A 17,819-nucleotide genomic window follows, 5' to 3' on the forward strand; every position below is an offset into this window, starting at 1 on the left:
CATCGGGGCCGCTGGAAGGATGAAGGCCGAGCCCCGGCCCATCCCCGCTGGACGCAGCGTGATGTCGTAGCTTGGGGCTCCGCTTCTCCGCGCGACAGTGCTTTATCGCTACGAAGCGTGCATCTCCGCCATCTGCGGCAGCACCCACGGCCCACGGCTCGGCGTCTGGCCGACCGCTATCCTGCAGCCATAGGCACGCGACAGCAGGTCGCTCGCAAGGACATGTTCCGGCGGGCCTTCGGCGAGGTCTCGTCCGTCATGCATCAGCAGGACGTGATCGGCGTACATCGCGGTCAGGTTCAGGTCATGCATGACCGCAACCACGCCCCCGCCACGGCACGCATAGTCGGCGGCGAGGCGCATGACGGTCAGTTGGTGCGCAATGTCGAGGCTGCTGACCGGCTCATCCAGGATCAGCCATCGGGCACCATCCGGCCCTTCTGAACGCCAAACCTGAGCGAGCGCACGGGCAAGCTGAACGCGCTGCTGCTCGCCCCCGGAAAGCTCCTGATAAAGACGGCCCGCGTGACCCGGCAGGTCCACGGCGGCAAGGGCGGCGCGGATCAACGCGTCCCGCGCCGTCTCGGGGCCGGGATGCGTGGTCAGGCCGATCCGGACGACCTCAGTTGCCGTGAACGGGAAACTCAGGGCCGCGTGCTGGGGCAGCACGGCGCGCAAGGCCGCAAGCTCATGCGGCAGCATTGACGAAATATCCCTGCCGTTCAGGGTGATTTGTCCGGCTGCGGGCGTCAGCTCACCGATCAGACTGCGGAGCAGCGTGGTCTTGCCCGATCCGTTCGGGCCGATGATGGCCGTGAACTGGCCGGGCCGGGCGGTGATATTGACGCCGTGCAAGACCTCAGTCCGGCCCAATCTGACGGTCAGGTCTCTGGCAATCAGGCTCATCCGTCCAATGTCCTTCTGTTCGACAGAAGCACCCACATGAAGAACGGACCGCCAAGAATTGCAGTCACAATGCCAATGGGCAGCTCTGCCGGGGCGACGATATTGCGGCTGACCATGTCAGCGGCAATCAGGACAATCGCCCCGAGAAGGCCGGAATTGACCAGCAGCCAGCGATGATCCGGCCCGGATATCAGCCGCAGAAGATGCGGCACGACGATACCCACGAAACCGATCCCGCCGGATATGGCGACGGCGGTGCCCGTGGCGGCAGCGGTGATCAGTACGGCGGCGGTTTTGACCCGCTGGACGCGAATACCGACATGGACGGCCGCCGCCTCTCCCAGAGCCATTCCGTTCAACCCTCGCGCCAGAAGCGGCGCCAATATCAGCGCCAGCAGGATCGCCGGGCCCGCAACCGAGACCTTGGCCCAGCTCGACCCGGCCAGAGAACCCAGGCCCCAGAATGTCAGATCACGCAATTGCTGGTCATCCGCGACGAAGATGATCACCCCCGAGAGTGCCGAGATCATGGCCGCCATCGCGATCCCGGCCAGCAACATCGTCGCGACCGAGGTCCGGCCCTGCCGGGTCGCGATGGCATAAAGCGTTATCATCGCGATCCAGCTTCCGGCGAAAGCCGCAGCCGGGACCAGATACCAGCCGAACAGCGCGGCGAAACCTGCGGGAAGTACGCTGCCCAGCACGATGGCGCTGATTGCCCCCAGCGAGGCCCCGGCGCTGACACCCAGCAATCCCGGATCGGCCAGCGGGTTGCGGAACAGGCCCTGCATGATCGCCCCGGACACTGCCAGCGCCGCGCCGACCAGTATTCCCGTCAGTAGCCTTGGCAGGCGGATATTCAGCAGAATGACCCGGTCTGTCGCGGCGATGTCCCGCCCGGCCAGCCAGTCCGCCAGAATGGCTGGCGCGGATATGCCGGATGCACCATGACCGAGCGACAGCAGCGCCAGAACAAAAAGCAGTATCGTCAGGACCAGCGACAGCTTGCGCCCAAGATACCTGCGGTCCCCGTCAAGGCGCTGCAAAGCCATGTCCGCGACAGCCATCACGAGCCCGCGTAGATCGTATCATGAAGCTCCAGCGCCGCCTTGCCCGTCCGCGGCCCGAAGCCCAGCAGATAGTCGCCATCCATGCGAATGACCGCGCCCGTTTCGGCTGCCGGAGTCGTGGCGAGGGCCGGCATGGCAAACAGCACATCATCGGATGCGTCATGTTCGCTGGTCGCCTCGCCACGGTTCATCATCAGGAGAATGTCGGGCGCAGCCTCGCTAACGGCCTCGTCCGACAGGATCTTGTAGCCGCTGAAACCTTGTATGGCATTTTCAGCCCCCGCCATTCGGATGATCTCATCCGCGGCGGTGCCCTGCCCCGACGCCATGATCCGACCGCCCTGAACGGAAAGGATGAACAGCACACGCCGCTTCTCGCCCTGCGTGGCGACGCGATCCGACAATTCCTGAAGATCAGTCTGAATCGCGTCGAGTACAGGCCCGGCCTTCTCCGGCACGCCAATAGCTTCCGCAACCGCCGTGACCTTTCCCGCCAGACCAGCAGCGTTGTAGCCCGAGGGGATGACCTCATACCCCACACCCGACTCCTTCAGAAGTGAGACGATTTCAGGCGGTCCGGCACCCTCTTCGGCCAGAATCAGATCCGGCTCGACAGACAGAACACCTTCCGGGGATAGCTGACGGATATAGCCGACATCAGGCAAATCCATCACCTCCGGCGGATAAAGCGATGTGGTGTCGCGTGCGACCAGCCGCTCTTGTTCGCCCAGAGCGAAGACAATCTCCGTCACGGCACCGCCGATGCTGACGATACGATCCGCATCCGGGTGTGGCTCCGCCGGGGATGGCGCGGCCAGCAGGCAACCGATACTGAAGCCAAAAGCTGCCAGCAGCATGGTGGAAGCGCGGTCGCGCCGGGTTTGCGTCAGGGCAACGGGTTTCATTCCCCCACCCCCGCCGGAAGCGCGGTTGCGAATGACGCCCATGCATCCGGGTCGCCACCAATCTCCGGGCGCATGCCGAAGCATTGGAAGATCAAACCGCCCTCTTCGTCGAACGCCTCGACCGAAATCGCCGGGCCGCGTTTCGTCGGCTTGTCGACCAGCCAGACCTCGGCCACATGATCCAGACGCAGATGCAGGTTGAACCGATCATCCAGCACGTTCTGCCACGGCCCCATAGGCTTCAATGTCTCGATGCCGCCGGAGTGAATCTCGATACATCCCATATTGCCGACAAACAGCATCACCTTGTGGCCGTCGGCATGAATGCCCTCCAGCAGGAGATTCACCGCATCGACGGAAAGCCTCCGCGACAGAGGTTCACCCGCGATCCGATAAGCGCCGAGCCGGTTCATCTTCAACCGCCGGACCAGCGTGTTGAACTGATGGGTGTCGGTCATGCGGACCCATTCGTCGCGCAATGCCTGCGCCCGATCCTCATTTATCTTCGCACCCTCAACCGGGCTGCGTTCGCCAAAGGCCGAAGGGGTCTGCTGATCGGGCAGCGCCAGATCGCGGCACAATGCCTCCCACGCCGCCAGATCGGAGGTTTCGCGCAGATGCACCTTGTGGATCGCATCGCCCGCGGCGTCGAACACCTGAATCGACCGGCGCGGCCCGTCCTTGCCTTCCGCCGCGACGGCATAGGCGTGGACCCAATGGCGAGGGAACATGCGCAGATCGATCTCCCTGTCGAGCGTCATGGCTGCATGGTCACCATCGCGGAAATCGTTATAGGTCCCGACCTTCTCGATCACACAGGAGCGGTTGCGGGTCAGCGCCATGACCTCGCCCAGGCTTTGCACAGCCGGAATCAGCCGGTTCAGCGTCGGATCAAGTCGAACAGTGCCATGTTCCAGCTCCGCCTCGACAAGCGCCGCCTCGGGGAAGCCAAGCTGCGCCGCGAGGTCATAAGGGCGCATCGTCCCTTCGCGTTTCAGTTCGCGCAGCCGCGCCGGCGTCAGATCGTTCATTCATGCCTCCGCTGAGTTTCAGTCCAGGCACGAAGACCCGGCAGCTAATTCTTGACTTTTTTACTTAGCCTTTTTAGCTGGCGCAAGATGCCAGCCGCTTCGAGCCAGCAAAAAGTTCACGCTGACCGAGGTTACGCCCATGAAAACAAGAAAATCCGCAATCTCCGCCCTGCTCGGAACCACGATGCTGGTCCTGCCTGCCAGTGTTGCCGCGCAGGAAGCGACGACCGTTATCACCCTCGATCCGATCTTTCTGAGTGCGGGCGTCGAAAAGGTCGCCTCCTCCGTGCCGCAATCCGTCAGCGTCGTCGATGACGAAGAACTGACCGAAATCGCGCCCGACACGATCGGCGATGCGCTGGAAACCGTGCCGGGAGTGGCCGGGGTCGGCTCCGCCAGTTTCTTCGGGCAAGGCTTCAATATACGCGGCTTCGGCAATTCCGGTTCCGCTGCCCATGAATCCGGGATCGTCCAGTTGATCGACGGGGAGGAGAAATATTACGAAAGCTACCGGCAGGGCGCGCTTTTCGTCGAACCCGACTTTCTGAAGCGGATCGAGGTTCTGCGCGGGCCGGGATCTTCGACCTTGTACGGGTCCGGCGCGCTTGGCGGCGTCATCTCGATGGAAACGATTGATCCCGACGATCTGATCGAGCCGGGCGCAAAAAGCGGCGGACGGGTCAAGCTCAGCTATAGTTCAAACCCGGATTCCTATCTTGGCAGCGTCGCATGGGGCTGGCGTCCGACCGAGGACTTCGAGGCGCTTGCTGCCTTTGCCTACCGCAATCTTGGCGATACGAAAGACGCTGACGGCGATACCATCATCCGCTCCAACTCCGACACGCCGAATATCCTGCTGAAAGCGCGCAAGACTTTCGGCGATCAATATATCGAATTCAGCTATCAGCATCTTGAGGCCGAGGGCGACAATCAGGACTTCAACCAGCTGGAAGGCGCGCAGATCGGTGCGTTCGGCCCGTTCTTCCCCGGCTGGGGCGTGGGCGACATCACCACCCGCGATCAGGTTGCCCGGCTCGAATGGGGCTACAACCCTGCGGATAACCGCTATGTCGATACCACGGTCACGCTGTCCTATACCAACACGATGAAGGACGTGAAGCAGGGCGACGATCCCGCCGAACAGATCAGCCCCACCCTTCTCGGTAAGCGCGATTATGCGCTCTGGCGGCTGAAAGCACAGAATATAGCCGATCTGTCGACGGCGGATTACGACCATTTCCTGACGACGGGCGCGGAAGTGTTCCGTCAGGACCGCTCCAGCACGGCATTGTCGGCATCCCACCCCGAGGGCTACACCCGTTCCGCCGCCGTATTCGCATGGTCCGAGCTTGAATATGGCCGTTTCACCCTGAACTCCGGTCTGCGCTATGAGCGCCAGCGGACCGAGCCCAAGGATACTGTGAGCATCACCGACGAACGCGTCGACGCCGAATCGGTCGAACCGCAATTCGGGCTGATGTACCGGCTGAACGACGACTGGTCGGTTTTCGGCTCGGTCGCCTTCGTGAACCGGATGCCCACGGTGGATGAGCTGTATGACGGCTTCAGCGGCGGCGCGGCATCGCCTGATCTGAACGACGAAAAGGGCAAGAATATCGAAATCGGCCTCAGCTACAGCGCCAGCGATGTCTTTGCGGCCGGCGACGAAGCTGCGATGAAGCTGACCCTGTTCCGCAACCATATCGACGACATGATCGTGCGCACGATGGCACCTGCGCCAATGCCCGCCTACACCAATATCGACCGCGCCTATCTGACGGGCGGCGAGTTGGAGGCAAGCTATCTGCGCGGCGACTGGCAATTCGGCGCGGCGGTCTCTGTCGTCGACGGCGAGGATCAGGATGGCGTCGTGCTGAACACATTGCCAAATGACCGCGTTGTGCTGTCGGCAAGCTGGCAGGCAAGCGAAAGCTGGAAAATCGGCGCCCGCAGCGTGCTGGCACAGGGCCGCGACAAGCCTGACGGGTCGCGCCGCGTGGGTTACGGCGTTCACGACATCTACGCGATCTGGGAACCGCAGGGCGGCGCGCTAGACGGGCTTCAGGTCAATATGGGGATCGATAACGTCACCGACCGCGACTACACCCCCGCAACCTACCAGACCGGCCCGGCACCGGGACGCAATATGAAGCTGTCAATCAGCCGCCGCTTCTGAGCAACGGCATTCGGGTTGCGGCTATGATATGGCCGCAACCTGATTTGTTGGCGCGCGCCAACACTTCGTGAGAACAGAACACAAACAGAACGTGAAAGTGGGAAACGCAATGGGAAACCAGAATGACAGTGTTCGCGCATTTCACGCCTAGTCATTGATTTCAGTGGTGAGCCGTGCAGGATTCGAACCTGCGACCCACTGATTAAAAGTCAGTTGCTCTACCAACTGAGCTAACGGCCCACATCACAGGGCGCTTTCCTAGATTTGCGTCACGGTGGCGTCAACCGGAAAAACACCTGTCTGGCGAAAAGTTTTCTGCCGCACTATATGGCGGGAATGGAACACGCCCGCACCCCCGGCCTGCCCTTCATGAAGATGCATGGGCTCGGCAATGATTTCGTCGTGATCGATCTCCGCCATGGGATCGAGCCGCCTGACGCTGCGACCATCTCGGCGATGGCCGACCGGCATCGTGGTGTCGGGTTCGATCAACTGGCAACGATCAGCGCAGATTCGGCGGTCGATGCACGGCTGGTGTTTTTCAACGCGGATGGCTCGCGCTCGGCGGCTTGCGGCAATGCGACGCGCTGCATCGCGCGGTTCCTCATGGATGGCAGCGGAAAGAAGAAACTGCGCCTGCGAACCGATCATGCGGTCCTGATGGCCGAAGATGCGGGCGACGGGTTGACCCGTGTCAATATGGGGCCGCCGGTGCTGGACTGGCAGGCAATTCCGCTCGCCCGTGAGGTGAATATCGATCATCTGCCGATTGACGGGGACCCGGTCGCGACGGGCATGGGCAACCCGCATATGACATTCTTCGTCGAGGATGCCGATGCGGTTGATCTGGCGCGTTTCGGGCCGGAGCACGAACATCATCCGCTCTATCCGGAGCGCAGCAACGTCGAAATCGTAGAAGTTCTGTCTGACAGTGAGATCAGGCTGCGTATCTGGGAGCGCGGGACTGGGCCGACGCTGGCCTCTGGCTCGTGCTCCTGCGCGGCGGCAGTGGCAGCGGCAAGGCGTGGGCTGACCGGGCGCAAGGTCACGGTGCAGGTGCCGGGCGGCACGCTGTGGATCGACTGGCGCGGGGACGGGGTGTGGATGACCGGGCCGACCGCGCATGTCTTCGACGGGGTGTGGCGGGGATGAGCGCGCCGGTTTTTTCCACCCATGGCTGCCGCCTGAACGCCTATGAGTCCGAGGCGATGCGCGAGATGGCCGAGGCGGCGGGGCTGCAAGGCGCGGTAATCGTGAACACCTGCGCGGTCACCGCCGAGGCGGTCCGCAAGGCGCGGCAGGACATCCGGCGTCTGGCGCGCGACAATCCCGGCGCGCCGGTTATCGTGACGGGCTGCGCGGCGCAGACCCAGCCCGAGACCTTCGCCGCCATGCCCGAAGTCACTCGCGTCGTCGGCAACACCGAGAAGATGCAGCCCGAGACCTGGGCCAGCCTCACGCCCGACCTGATCGGCCAGACCGAGCGGGTGATCGTCGATGACATCATGTCGGTCGAGGAGACCGCCGGCCATCTGATCGACGGGTTCGGGCGCCACCGCGCCTATGTGCAGGTGCAGAATGGCTGCGACCATCGCTGCACCTTCTGCATCATCCCTTATGGCCGGGGCAATTCGCGCAGCGTCCCGGCGGGTGTCGTCGTCGACCAGATCAAGCGCCTCCGGGATCGTGGGTTCAACGAGGTGGTGCTGACCGGCGTGGATCTGACCTCATGGGGGTCCGACCTGCCGGGCACGCCGCGTCTCGGCGATCTGGTCATGCGGATCCTGAAGCTGGTGCCGGACCTGCCGCGTTTGCGGATTTCGTCCATCGATTCGATCGAGGCCGACGAGAACCTCATGCAGGCCATCGCCACCGAACCGCGCCTGATGCCGCACCTGCATCTGTCGCTTCAGGCCGGGGACGACATGATCCTCAAGCGCATGAAACGCCGCCATCTGCGCGACGACGCCATCCGCTTCTGCGAGGAGGCCCGCCGCCTGCGCCCGGATATCGTCTTTGGTGCCGACATCATCGCTGGTTTCCCGACCGAGACCGAAGCAATGTTCGAAAACTCGCTGAAGCTGGTCGGGGATTGCGGGCTGACATTCCTGCATGTCTTTCCCTACTCGGCCCGGAAAGGCACACCAGCTGCGCGAATGCCCGCTGTCAACGGCGCAGCGATCAAGGACCGCGCCGCCCGCCTACGCGCGGCAGGCGACGCCGCGCTGCGGGCGCATCTGGAGGCGCAGACTGGCCGTCGTCACCGGGTCCTGACCGAGGGGCCGCGCGTCGGCCGTACCGAGCAATTTACCGAAGTTGCGTTTCAAGCCGACATGCCGGAAGGGACGTTGATGGAGTTGGAAATCTCGGGGCATGACGGAACCCGCCTGACGGTCTGAGCGAAGCGATTACATCGCACCCGTCCAACTCTGGCAATCGCTGCATGATGCGTTAGAAACATCCGCCAAGGAGAATGCGCATGTCCGATCAGCCGACCCCGATGATGGCCCAGTATCTCGCGATCCGCGAGGCCAATCCGGGTGCGCTGCTGTTCTACCGCATGGGCGATTTCTACGAGATGTTCTTTGACGACGCGGTGCAGGCGGCGGCAGCACTGGACATTGCATTGACCAAGCGCGGCACCCATCAGGGTGAGCCGATCCCGATGTGCGGTGTGCCGGTCCATGCCGCCGAGAGCTATCTGCTGACACTGATCCGCAAGGGCTTCCGCGTCGCCATTGCCGAGCAGATGGAGGATCCCGCCGAGGCCAAGAAACGCGGCAGCAAATCCGTGGTCGCCCGCGATGTGGTGCGGCTGGTCACGCCCGGCACGCTGACCGAGGAAACCCTGCTGGAGGCACGGCGGCATAATTTCCTTGCCGCCTTTGCGCAGGTACGGGACGAAACCGCGCTCGCCTGGGTCGATATTTCGACCGGATCGCTCCGCGTGATGGCCTGCCCGGAGGCGCGGCTGGCCCCGGAACTGGCCCGCATCGCGCCGCGTGAATTGCTGGTCGCCGAGGGAAGCCGCCTTGAAGAACTTGCCGAGGAAGCCGGTGCAGCGCTGACCGAATTGCCGCCAACCAGCTTCGATTCAAGCGCCGCAACCCGCCGGCTGGCATCGCTGTTCAAGGTCGACACGCTGGACGGGTTCGGCAGCTTCACCCGCGCCGAACTCGCCGCAATGGGGGCGATTGCGGATTATCTGGAACTGACGCAGAAATCGCAGCTTCCCCTGATCCGCCCGCCTCAGCGCGAGCAGGTCGCAGGCTCGATGCAGATCGACGCGGCGACGCGGCGCAATCTGGAACTGACACAGGCGCTGTCCGGCGGGCGGGACGGCTCGCTTCTGTCGGCCATCGACCGGAGTTCGACCGCTGCCGGGGCGCGGCTGCTGGAACGGCGGATATCGGCCCCCTCACGCGATCTGGCGGTAATCCATGCCCGGCATGACGCCGTGCAGCATCTGGCCGAGGATGCCCGCCTGACCGCCGATCTGCGCGAGGCGCTGTCGCGGGTGCCGGATATGGACCGGGCGCTGTCACGGCTGGCACTCGACCGGGGCGGGCCGCGTGATCTGGGCGCGATCAGGGCCGGGCTAACGCAGGCAATCTCCGTCGCCGGGATGCTGGGTGAGGACGCGCCGCAGGTGTTGGCCGACGCTGCGCGCGACCTCACCGGCCATGACGAACTGATCGACCTGCTTGACGACGCGCTGATTGCCGAGCCGCCGCTGCTTGCGCGTGACGGGGGTTTCGTCGCGGCGGGGTTCGACAGCGATCTGGACGAAACCCGCCAGCTTCGTGACGAAGGTCGGGGCGTGATCGCGCGGATGCAGGGAGAATATGCGGAGCTTGCGGGCGTATCCAGCCTGAAGATCAAGCATAACAACGTGCTGGGCTACTTCATCGAGACGACCGCAACCCATGCGCAGAAGATGCTGGCTCCGCCGCTTTCCGAAACCTTCATTCATCGCCAGACAACGGCCAACCAGATCCGCTTCACCACGGTCGAGCTGTCCGAACTGGAAACCCGCATCGTCAATGCCCGCGATCGCGCGCTTGAGATGGAACGCGCCATTTTCGCCCGCCTCCGCGACGCCGTTCTGGCCGAGGCCGCACCTATCGGACAAGCGGCCCGCGCTTTGGCCGAGATCGACCTCACGGCTGCATTCGCCGATCTGGCCACCGGCGAGGGCTGGACCCGTCCGCAGGTTGACGAAACCCGCGCCTTCGAGATCGAGGCCGGGCGTCACCCGGTCGTCGAACGCGCGCTGAAACGCAAAGCCGACAGCTTCGTCGCCAATGACTGCGCGCTGACCGAAGGCGACACCCCGGCGATCTGGCTGCTGACCGGCCCGAACATGGCCGGTAAATCGACCTTCCTGCGGCAGAATGCGCTGATTGCGATCCTCGCGCAGGCCGGGTCTTTCGTGCCTGCCACGCGCGCGCATATCGGCCTTGTCAGCCAGCTTTTCTCGCGCGTCGGTGCGGCGGACGATCTGGCACGCGGACGCTCGACCTTTATGGTCGAGATGGTTGAAACCGCGGCGATCCTCAATCAGGCCGATGATCGCGCTTTGGTGATCCTTGACGAGATCGGACGCGGCACGGCGACCTGGGACGGCTTGTCGATTGCTTGGGCCGTGATGGAAAACCTGCAAGCCGTCAATCGCTGCCGGGCGCTGTTCGCGACGCATTACCACGAGCTTACCGCGCTCGCGGCCAAGCTGGACGGCGTCGAGAATGCCACCGTCGCCGTGCGCGAATGGGAGGGGGAGGTGATCTTCCTCCATGAGGTCCGAAAGGGTGCCGCCGACCGTTCCTATGGCGTGCAGGTGGCGCGTCTGGCAGGACTGCCGGAGGCCGTGGTGACGCGTGCCCGCGATATTCTCAACCTTCTGGAATCGGGCGAGCGTGAGGGGGCGGTTCACCCGGCGGAGATCATCGACGACCTGCCGCTGTTCCGCGCGGCCCCGCCCGCACCTGCCGCGCCTGTGGCGAAGGAAAGTGCGGCTGAGGCGCGGCTGAAGGAGGTCAATCCTGACGGGCTGACGCCGCGGGAGGCGTTGGATCTGGTTTATGAGTTGCGGATGCTGGTGCAGGACGGGTAAGCGCGTGCGGGTGGTGCGTTGAAACGCACCCTACAGGGGCATTTTGACGAAGGCTTCGCGTAGCGCCTCTGACCATGCTTCCGACATCTCGGAGAATTGCGGATCGCTTTGCAGGATGCGGCGCTTGGCGCTGACCTGACAGGCATCTTTCTCGATAATCGCAAGATCTAGCGGCATGCCCACAGACAGGTTCGACTTCATCGTCGAGTCCATCGACAGCAGAACCGCCTTCTGCGCGTCCTCAAGGCTGGTCGCCGGTGTCACCACCCGGTCGAGGATCGGCTTGCCGTATTTATGCTCCCCGATTTGCAGATAGGGCGTGTCCTCGGTCGCCTCGATATGGTTGCCCTCGGGATAGACCAGAAACAGCCGCATATCGCCGCCCGCCCGCTGACCGGCCACGATCATGCTGGCGGATGCCTGGCTTTGGCCCAGATCGGTGTGTTGAGAGGCAATCTCGCGCCGCGTCCGTGCAAGGGCCTCTCCGATCACGTCGACCACGCCGAGCATGGAGGATGCCTTCATGATCGAGCTGAGTTCGGTCGCATCCGGATGTTCGATCGCTTCCTGAAGCCGCGCAATCGTCGTTTGCGTGACCGACAGGCTGCCTGCGGTCATGATTGCTATCACCCGCTCGCCGGGTTCTTCGAAGAAGAACATCTTGCGGTAGGTGGATATGTTATCCAGCCCCGCATTGGTCCGCGTATCGGACAGCAAAACCAGCCCGGCATTCAGCTTCAGCGCAACACAATAGGTCATGATCGGCCCAACGATTCGTTCGAGCCGGAAATTATGCGTCGACCCGTTCGACCGCAACCTTCACATCAAGCTTCTCCGCGCCGCCCATGGCCGTGACACCACGGATGGGGGCCGCGTCGCGCGCATCCAGACCGGAGCCGGTCCGCACATAGAATTCGTTCGGACAGGTCTCATTCGCCGCATCGAACCCGACCCAGCCGAGCCCGTCGATATAAAGCTCAGCCCAGGCATGGGCGGCCTCGTGGGCATTGCCTTCCGCATCCGCATGCAGATAGCCCGAGACATAGCGCGCCGGAACGCCGCGCGCCCGCGCCATTGCAATCAGGACATGGGCGTGGTCCTGACACACACCTTCGCCCTGTGACAGCGCCTGCGCGGCCGTCGTCAGCCCGTTGGTCACGCCCGGCCTGTAGGCGACCCGCTCATGCACGATATGCGACAGGGCATGCGCAAGGTCGAGCTGCGATAGCTCGGCCCCCGGACCGGCGGCAAAATCTTTGATCGCCTCGTCTGGCGAGGTGCTTTCGGTCGTTTGCAGGTAAACCATCGGATGGATCATCTCACGATGGCCGCGCAATACGCCCGCAAGGTCGGTCGTCTCGACCTCCCCTTCGATCCGCACCGGGACCTGCTCGACCGGGCCGTGAATGGTCCAAAGCTGGACCCAATCGCCGGCACCGTCGCGAAACCCTGCGCCGGGTTCCGCCGCGCCCATATCGACCGTCCAGTCGATCACTTTCTGACCCTGAAAGACCGAGGGCGTCATGCGCAGGCTCTGAACGCCGAAGCTCACCGGGCGTTCGTAATCGTAAACGGTGTGGTGGGTAATCCTGAGCCGCATGTTCAGCCCCTTCCGTGAAAGAAATCGTTCTGGACGCAAGTCGCGATACGACCGATCTCGATGATGAAGTCGGTGAGGAATTCGTGCAGCCCCTCATCGAAAATCTCGTCAATATCCAGCGCCGCGAAACGGTCGGCAAGCGCCTGCGCCCGGTCGCGCGCGCTGTGCGGCACCTCCTCGCCATATCGGCGCAGCAGGCAGTCGAGATGCCAGAGCGCCTCGTTCACCGAGGTGATCAGCGAACGCGGCGCTTCGCCGTTCAGGATCAGGAAATGCGCAACCCGCGAGGCGCTGACATCGTCACCGTAAGCCCAGTGGAACGACCTGTGGGCCGAAAGCGCACGCAAGATCACTTGCCACTGGTAGTTGTCGAGGCCGGAGCCGACAAATTCGACCCGCGGCAAGAGGACGAAATATTTCACATCCAGCACACGCGCCGTCGAATCCGCCCGTTCGAGCGCATAGCCGAGTTTCATGAAATGGAACCCATCATTGCGAAGCTGCGTGCCATCAATCGCGCCATGCACGGTCGAGGCATGGCGGGCCACCATATCGGCCAGATCGGCGGCGTCCTCCTGCCCCGGATCCATGCCCCGCATTTCCTGCCAGGCAACATTCAGCGCGTCCCAGACCCGGCTGGTCAGCGCGGTGCGCACGATACGGCCGGATTCGCGCGCGTTATACATGCAGCTTGCGACCGAGGAGGGGTTGTTGCGGTCGAAGATCATGAATCTCTCCATGTTCTCCTCGCTCAGTTCATCATAGCTGCGATGATAAAGATCAGACGCGGCGGAGGCGCGCAGAAGCGACTGCCACTCGTTCTGATAACCCTCCGCCGTGTTCGGCAGCAGGGTAATCCTCGCGCCGACTTCGAACAGGCGAGAGGCGGTTTCGGCGCGTTCCATATGACGGCCGAGCCAGAAGAGGTTGGATGCGGTACGGCTAAGCATGATCTTTCCCCTTATTCCGACAGGACCCAGGTGTCCTTGACGCCCCCGCCTTGCGACGAGTTGACGACCAGACTGCCCTCTTTCAACGCCACGCGTGTCAGACCGCCCGGCACCAGTTCGATACGTTCGCCGCACAGGCAGAAGGGGCGCAGATCGACATGGCGCGGCGCGATGCCTTCCTCGACGAAAGTCGGGCAGGTGGACAGCGACAAGGTGGGTTGGGCGATATAGTTATTCGGGTTCTTCTCGATCAGCTTGCGGAACTTCTCGATCTCCTCCTTGGTCGAGCGCGGCCCGACCAGCATCCCGTAACCGCCGGAGCCGTGGACCTCCTTCACGACGAGATCGGGAAGATTGTCCATAACGTATTTGTAATCTTCGTCCTTCCAGAGCGTCCATGTGTCGACATTCTTCAGGATCGGTTCCTCGCCAAGATAGAACCGGACCATTTCAGGCACGAAGGTATAGATGGCCTTGTCATCCGCGACACCCGCACCGGGCGCGGAACAGATCGAAACGCCGCCGGAGCGATAGACATCCATCAGTCCCGGAATGCCCAGCATGGAGTCTCGCCGGAAGGTCAGCGGATCGATGAAGGCGTCGTCGATCCGGCGATAGATGACATCCACCTTCTTCGGCCCCTCGGTCGTGCGCATGAAGACGAATTCACCGTCAACGAACAAATCCGCCCCTTCGACCAGCTCGATGCCCATCAGGTTGGCGAGGAAACTATGTTCGTAATAGGCGCTGTTGAAATGGCCGGGCGTGAGGATCACCACGCGGGGTTTCCCCTCACATTTCTTGGGCGCAACCGATTCCAGGGTCCGGCGCAAAAGCTCAGGATAGCCATCAACGGGCTCGATACGGTTGCCGCGGAACAGTTCCGGGAACATCCGCATCATGATTTCACGGTTTTCGAGCATGTAGCTGACACCGGACGGGGTTCGGCAATTGTCCTCCAGAACGAAGAAATCGTCGCGGCCCGTGCGCACGAGGTCGATCCCGATGATATGGCTGTAAACGCCGCGCGGCGGTACGAAGCCGACGACCGCTTTTTCATAGGCTTCATTCTGATAAACCAGCCGCGCCGGAATGCGGCCTGCGCGCACGATTTCACCACGGGAGTAGACATCCCGCAGGAACGCGTTCAGCGCCTTGGCCCGCTGCTTGATCCCACGCTCCAAACGACGCCATTCATTTTGCGTGAACACTCTCGGCATCATGTCAAACGGGATAAGCCGGTCCGGATCGCCGCCCTCGCCATACACCGCAAAGGTGATCCCGATCCGGCGAAACAGCGCCTCCGCCTCGGCCTGTTTCATCTGCCGGAAATCGGCAGGCATATGGTCGACCCAGTCCGAGAGGCTCGCATAAGCTTCCCGCACCTGCTCGCCGTCGAACATTTCGTTGTAATACATTTGCTCCCCCGTCACTTCCGCCACAAAGCCAACCTGCCCCGCAGCGCCTCCGACTTAAAGTCGGCTTGCTATTCTAACGAGTCTAATTGGGTGAGGTTCCAGCATCTGCCCATTTTATGAGCAACCAAGACCCTGTTTAACCTCCCCGTCAATTGCCTTAAACTGACAACAAAATACGTCAAAAAAAACGAGGCAGCCATGAACAGGTTTTTGAAGCTTTGCATCCTGATGCTGGTCGCGTCCTGTGGAGGAGGGAACTACTCCGCCCCGCGCAACCTCGACAATGCCTGCGGCATCATTCGCGAGCGGCCCGCCTATTTTCGGGCAATGAAACGAACCGAGCGCCGTTGGGGCATCCCGATTGCCGTGCAGATGGCGACGATTCATCAGGAATCGAAATTCATCGGCGACGCCCGCACGCCGCATCAATATGCGCTCGGCATCATTCCGGTTGGCCGGCAAAGCTCTGCGTATGGGTACAGTCAGGCTCTGGACGGAACCTGGGAGGAATATCAGCAATCTACCGGCAACCGCCGGGCACGCCGCGACAATATCAACGATGCCACCGATTTCATGGGTTGGTATATGGACGGCTCCACCCGCAGCCTCGGCATCGCCAAATCCGACGCCCGCAGCCAGTATCTGGCCTATCATGAGGGCCGTGGCGGTTTCTCACGCGGCTCCTATCGCTCAAAGGGTTGGCTGGTCAATGTCGCCAATCGGGTGCAGTCGCGGGCGGAAATGTACCAGACCCAGCTTTATCGCTGCCGCTGATCGGCCAAGGCGTTTGGAATATCGAACCGACAGCGGGCCGATCACCGGCGAATGTCGCTTCAGGACCGGTAAAGATGCTTGGCTGACGGCATAAAAAAGGCCCCGAAAACGGGGCCTTTCTTTTTGGGACCGGATCAGATCACGGTGCCATCAGATCGCAGCGAAGGGATTGCTTCGCAACGCGCCCGCAGGTTTTCTGCGCATCCGACTGAGACAGACCGACAAGGGTCGCTTCAAAGCCGCTGGACGATTCGCGGATATTGCGCAGCGCACCGTCGAGCAACTCGCTCTCCTGCATGGCGATCTGGATCAGCCGGGCATCTGCCTGATCGCGGGTCTTGAAGCGACCAAGCGAAACGCCCCAAGCCTGCCCGCCGGAGGACGACGCACGAGACACTTTTTCGGTCGGACGCGCCTCCGGCCCCTCACCGGCGGAGCTTCCGATAATCACCGTTTCGGAGCGGCGCTGCGGTTTCGGTGACGTTTCCAGCGTCAGGTCGGCATTCGACCGCTTGGCGACGTCGGAGGTGCTCGCCGCCGCAATCGCCGGTGAAGCCGCGCCACGGCTACGCGGCGCGCGGATCGGTCGTGCCGACACCGACAAACCCCCTTGCGACGCGCTGGCAACAACCGTAGCAGTCATCGCTTCCTTCACCGCATCATTCGTCGCAGCCGCAGTCGACGCCACCTGGGAAGGTCGCCTTGGCGGGCGCGAACTGCTGGCCAGTCTGCGGACCCCGGTCGCGGCACCGCTCGCCGCGGCTTGCTTGGCAGGCGCGGCCTGCGGTTTCGTCGCAGCGAGCGCCATTGCCTCGTTCAACGCTGTGTTCAGGCTTTTCGTCGCAACCGTGGCCGTCGAGGGCTGCGGCTTTTTAAGCGAAGCAGGACGCGCCGCCGGGGCGGTACTGGCAGCAGCAACCGCGACCTTGCGGCTGGATTTTCGCTGCACGATATATTGCGGCGGCGCAGGTTTGACCTCACGCACACGGGTCGGCGCGCGGCCAAAGCCCATATCCAGCAGCTTCGCCATCGTGGCGTTACGCTGCGCCGTGGAGGTGCCCCCGAATACGGTCGCGATGATGCGCTTCGATCCGCGCTGCGCCGACGCGGTCAGGTTGAACCCCGCAGCCCGCGTATATCCGGTCTTGATCCCGTCAGCGCCGCTGTAATTGTCGAGGAATGTCCGGTTGGTCGAACGCACCGTCGCGATCCCGGCATCGGCAGAACGCCGCGAGAAGATCGGGTAATATTGTGGAAAATCATAGAAAAGCCGGCGACCAAGGATCGTCATGTCGCGCGCGGTCGAAAAATGACCGGACTGGGTCAGGCCGTTCGCATTCCGGAACTGGCTGTTCCGCATGCCCAATGCCTGCGCCATGCGGGTCATCTGGTTGGCGAAATTGGCCTCCGACCCGGCAAGGTTCTCACCGATGGCGGTCGCTGCATCATTGGCCGATTTGATCGCCGCCGCGCGGATCAGATAGCGCAGTTCGATCTTCTGCCCCGCCCGCAGCCCCAGCTTTGACGGCACCTCATTCGCGGCTTTGGTTGAAATCGTGAACTTGGTATCAAGCCGGACCTGCCCGCGTTCAATCGCCGTAAACGCCATATAAAGCGTCATCATTTTCGTCAGCGACGCCGGATGAAGACGGGTATCTGCGTTTTGAGCGTGAATTTGCTTACCGGTTCGACCATCCATAACGAATGCTGCGAATGGTGCAGCCTGGACGGCAACGGGAATCAGGAACGCCATAAGCGTCAGCAATCCTGCGCGGAACATCGTGCTGAATCTGGTCACTGTCTCGATCTCTTTTGCCTGTAGCGGCCCTTTTTTATCCTAGGCCGTCATTTATTAGCATAGAATAGCACAACGGGA

General features: G+C 62.5%; 14 protein-coding genes and 1 tRNA gene. 5 read left to right on the top strand and 10 right to left on the bottom strand.

What is annotated here, in order from left to right; genetic code table 11:
* Positions 1 to 108 precede the first annotated feature (108 nt).
* The 4 genes from PAF12_RS10160 to PAF12_RS10175 are packed head-to-tail and all read right to left on the bottom strand — an operon-like array spanning position 109 to position 3,912.
* A complete protein-coding gene (locus tag PAF12_RS10160; RefSeq protein ID WP_271106817.1) occupies positions 109 to 906 on the bottom strand; it encodes a heme ABC transporter ATP-binding protein in 798 nt (265 codons plus the stop codon).
* Positions 903 to 1,973 (bottom strand): iron ABC transporter permease, encoded by a 1,071-nt coding sequence (locus PAF12_RS10165; protein ID WP_271106818.1) that lies wholly within the window; start codon positions 1,971 to 1,973, stop codon positions 903 to 905. The genes PAF12_RS10160 and PAF12_RS10165 overlap by 4 nt, the downstream gene beginning before the upstream one ends.
* Positions 1,973 to 2,881, bottom strand: coding sequence for a hemin ABC transporter substrate-binding protein (locus PAF12_RS10170; RefSeq protein WP_271106819.1), 909 nt, complete (start codon positions 2,879 to 2,881; stop codon positions 1,973 to 1,975). The genes PAF12_RS10165 and PAF12_RS10170 overlap by 1 nt, the downstream gene beginning before the upstream one ends.
* Positions 2,878 to 3,912, bottom strand: coding sequence for a hemin-degrading factor (locus PAF12_RS10175; protein ID WP_271106820.1), 1,035 nt, complete (start codon positions 3,910 to 3,912; stop codon positions 2,878 to 2,880). The genes PAF12_RS10170 and PAF12_RS10175 overlap by 4 nt, the downstream gene beginning before the upstream one ends.
* A gap of 139 nt (positions 3,913 to 4,051) precedes the next feature.
* On the opposite strand from PAF12_RS10175, the gene PAF12_RS10180 reads away from it, so the two are divergent.
* The gene (locus PAF12_RS10180) at positions 4,052 to 6,088 is read left to right on the top strand and encodes a TonB-dependent receptor (protein ID WP_271106821.1); all 2,037 of its coding nucleotides are present in this window, start codon (positions 4,052 to 4,054) and stop codon (positions 6,086 to 6,088) included.
* 164 nt (positions 6,089 to 6,252) lie between these two features.
* On the opposite strand, the gene PAF12_RS10185 is transcribed toward PAF12_RS10180, so the two are convergent.
* Positions 6,253 to 6,328 (bottom strand) — tRNA-Lys (locus PAF12_RS10185).
* 96 nt (positions 6,329 to 6,424) lie between these two features.
* On the opposite strand from PAF12_RS10185, the gene dapF reads away from it, so the two are divergent.
* The 3 genes from dapF to mutS all read left to right on the top strand — a co-directional run bounded on the left by dapF (position 6,425) and on the right by mutS (position 11,201).
* Entirely contained in the window at positions 6,425 to 7,240 is an 816-nt protein-coding gene (dapF, locus tag PAF12_RS10190; protein WP_271106822.1) for a diaminopimelate epimerase, read from the top strand.
* Positions 7,237 to 8,487 (top strand): tRNA (N(6)-L-threonylcarbamoyladenosine(37)-C(2))-methylthiotransferase MtaB, encoded by a 1,251-nt coding sequence (gene mtaB, locus PAF12_RS10195; protein ID WP_271106823.1) that lies wholly within the window; start codon positions 7,237 to 7,239, stop codon positions 8,485 to 8,487. The genes dapF and mtaB overlap by 4 nt, the downstream gene beginning before the upstream one ends.
* Before the next feature lie 80 nt (positions 8,488 to 8,567).
* The gene (mutS, locus tag PAF12_RS10200) at positions 8,568 to 11,201 is read left to right on the top strand and encodes a DNA mismatch repair protein MutS (RefSeq protein WP_271106824.1); all 2,634 of its coding nucleotides are present in this window, start codon (positions 8,568 to 8,570) and stop codon (positions 11,199 to 11,201) included.
* Positions 11,202 to 11,231: 30 nt separating this feature from the next.
* Here mutS and PAF12_RS10205 read toward each other — a convergent pair whose 3' ends face one another.
* Genes PAF12_RS10205 through PAF12_RS10220 form a run of 4 tightly spaced genes read right to left on the bottom strand, consistent with a single transcriptional unit; the run spans position 11,232 to position 15,169 of the window.
* On the bottom strand, positions 11,232 to 11,960 hold the full coding sequence (locus PAF12_RS10205) for a proteasome-type protease (RefSeq protein WP_271106825.1): 729 nt from the start codon (positions 11,958 to 11,960) through the stop codon (positions 11,232 to 11,234).
* Positions 11,961 to 11,991: 31 nt separating this feature from the next.
* Entirely contained in the window at positions 11,992 to 12,801 is an 810-nt protein-coding gene (locus PAF12_RS10210; RefSeq protein WP_271106826.1) for a transglutaminase family protein, read from the bottom strand.
* A gap of 2 nt (positions 12,802 to 12,803) precedes the next feature.
* Positions 12,804 to 13,751, bottom strand: coding sequence for an alpha-E domain-containing protein (locus tag PAF12_RS10215; protein WP_271106827.1), 948 nt, complete (start codon positions 13,749 to 13,751; stop codon positions 12,804 to 12,806).
* A gap of 11 nt (positions 13,752 to 13,762) precedes the next feature.
* Positions 13,763 to 15,169 carry a circularly permuted type 2 ATP-grasp protein gene (locus tag PAF12_RS10220; protein ID WP_271106828.1) on the bottom strand — a complete coding sequence of 469 codons (1,407 nt, stop codon included), beginning with the start codon at positions 15,167 to 15,169 and terminating at the stop codon, positions 13,763 to 13,765.
* A gap of 198 nt (positions 15,170 to 15,367) precedes the next feature.
* Here PAF12_RS10220 and PAF12_RS10225 point away from each other — a divergent pair, with 198 nt between their 5' ends.
* On the top strand, positions 15,368 to 15,943 hold the full coding sequence (locus tag PAF12_RS10225) for a lytic transglycosylase (RefSeq protein ID WP_271106829.1): 576 nt from the start codon (positions 15,368 to 15,370) through the stop codon (positions 15,941 to 15,943).
* Between the two features lie 139 nt (positions 15,944 to 16,082).
* On the opposite strand, the gene PAF12_RS10230 is transcribed toward PAF12_RS10225, so the two are convergent.
* Complete coding sequence (locus PAF12_RS10230) at positions 16,083 to 17,723, bottom strand: D-alanyl-D-alanine carboxypeptidase family protein (RefSeq protein ID WP_368045172.1); 1,641 nt, start codon at positions 17,721 to 17,723, stop codon at positions 16,083 to 16,085.
* Positions 17,724 to 17,819 lie beyond the last annotated feature (96 nt).

It is taken from the genome of Paracoccus sp. SCSIO 75233 (genome assembly GCF_027912675.1).
Lineage (GTDB): Bacteria > Pseudomonadota > Alphaproteobacteria > Rhodobacterales > Rhodobacteraceae > Paracoccus.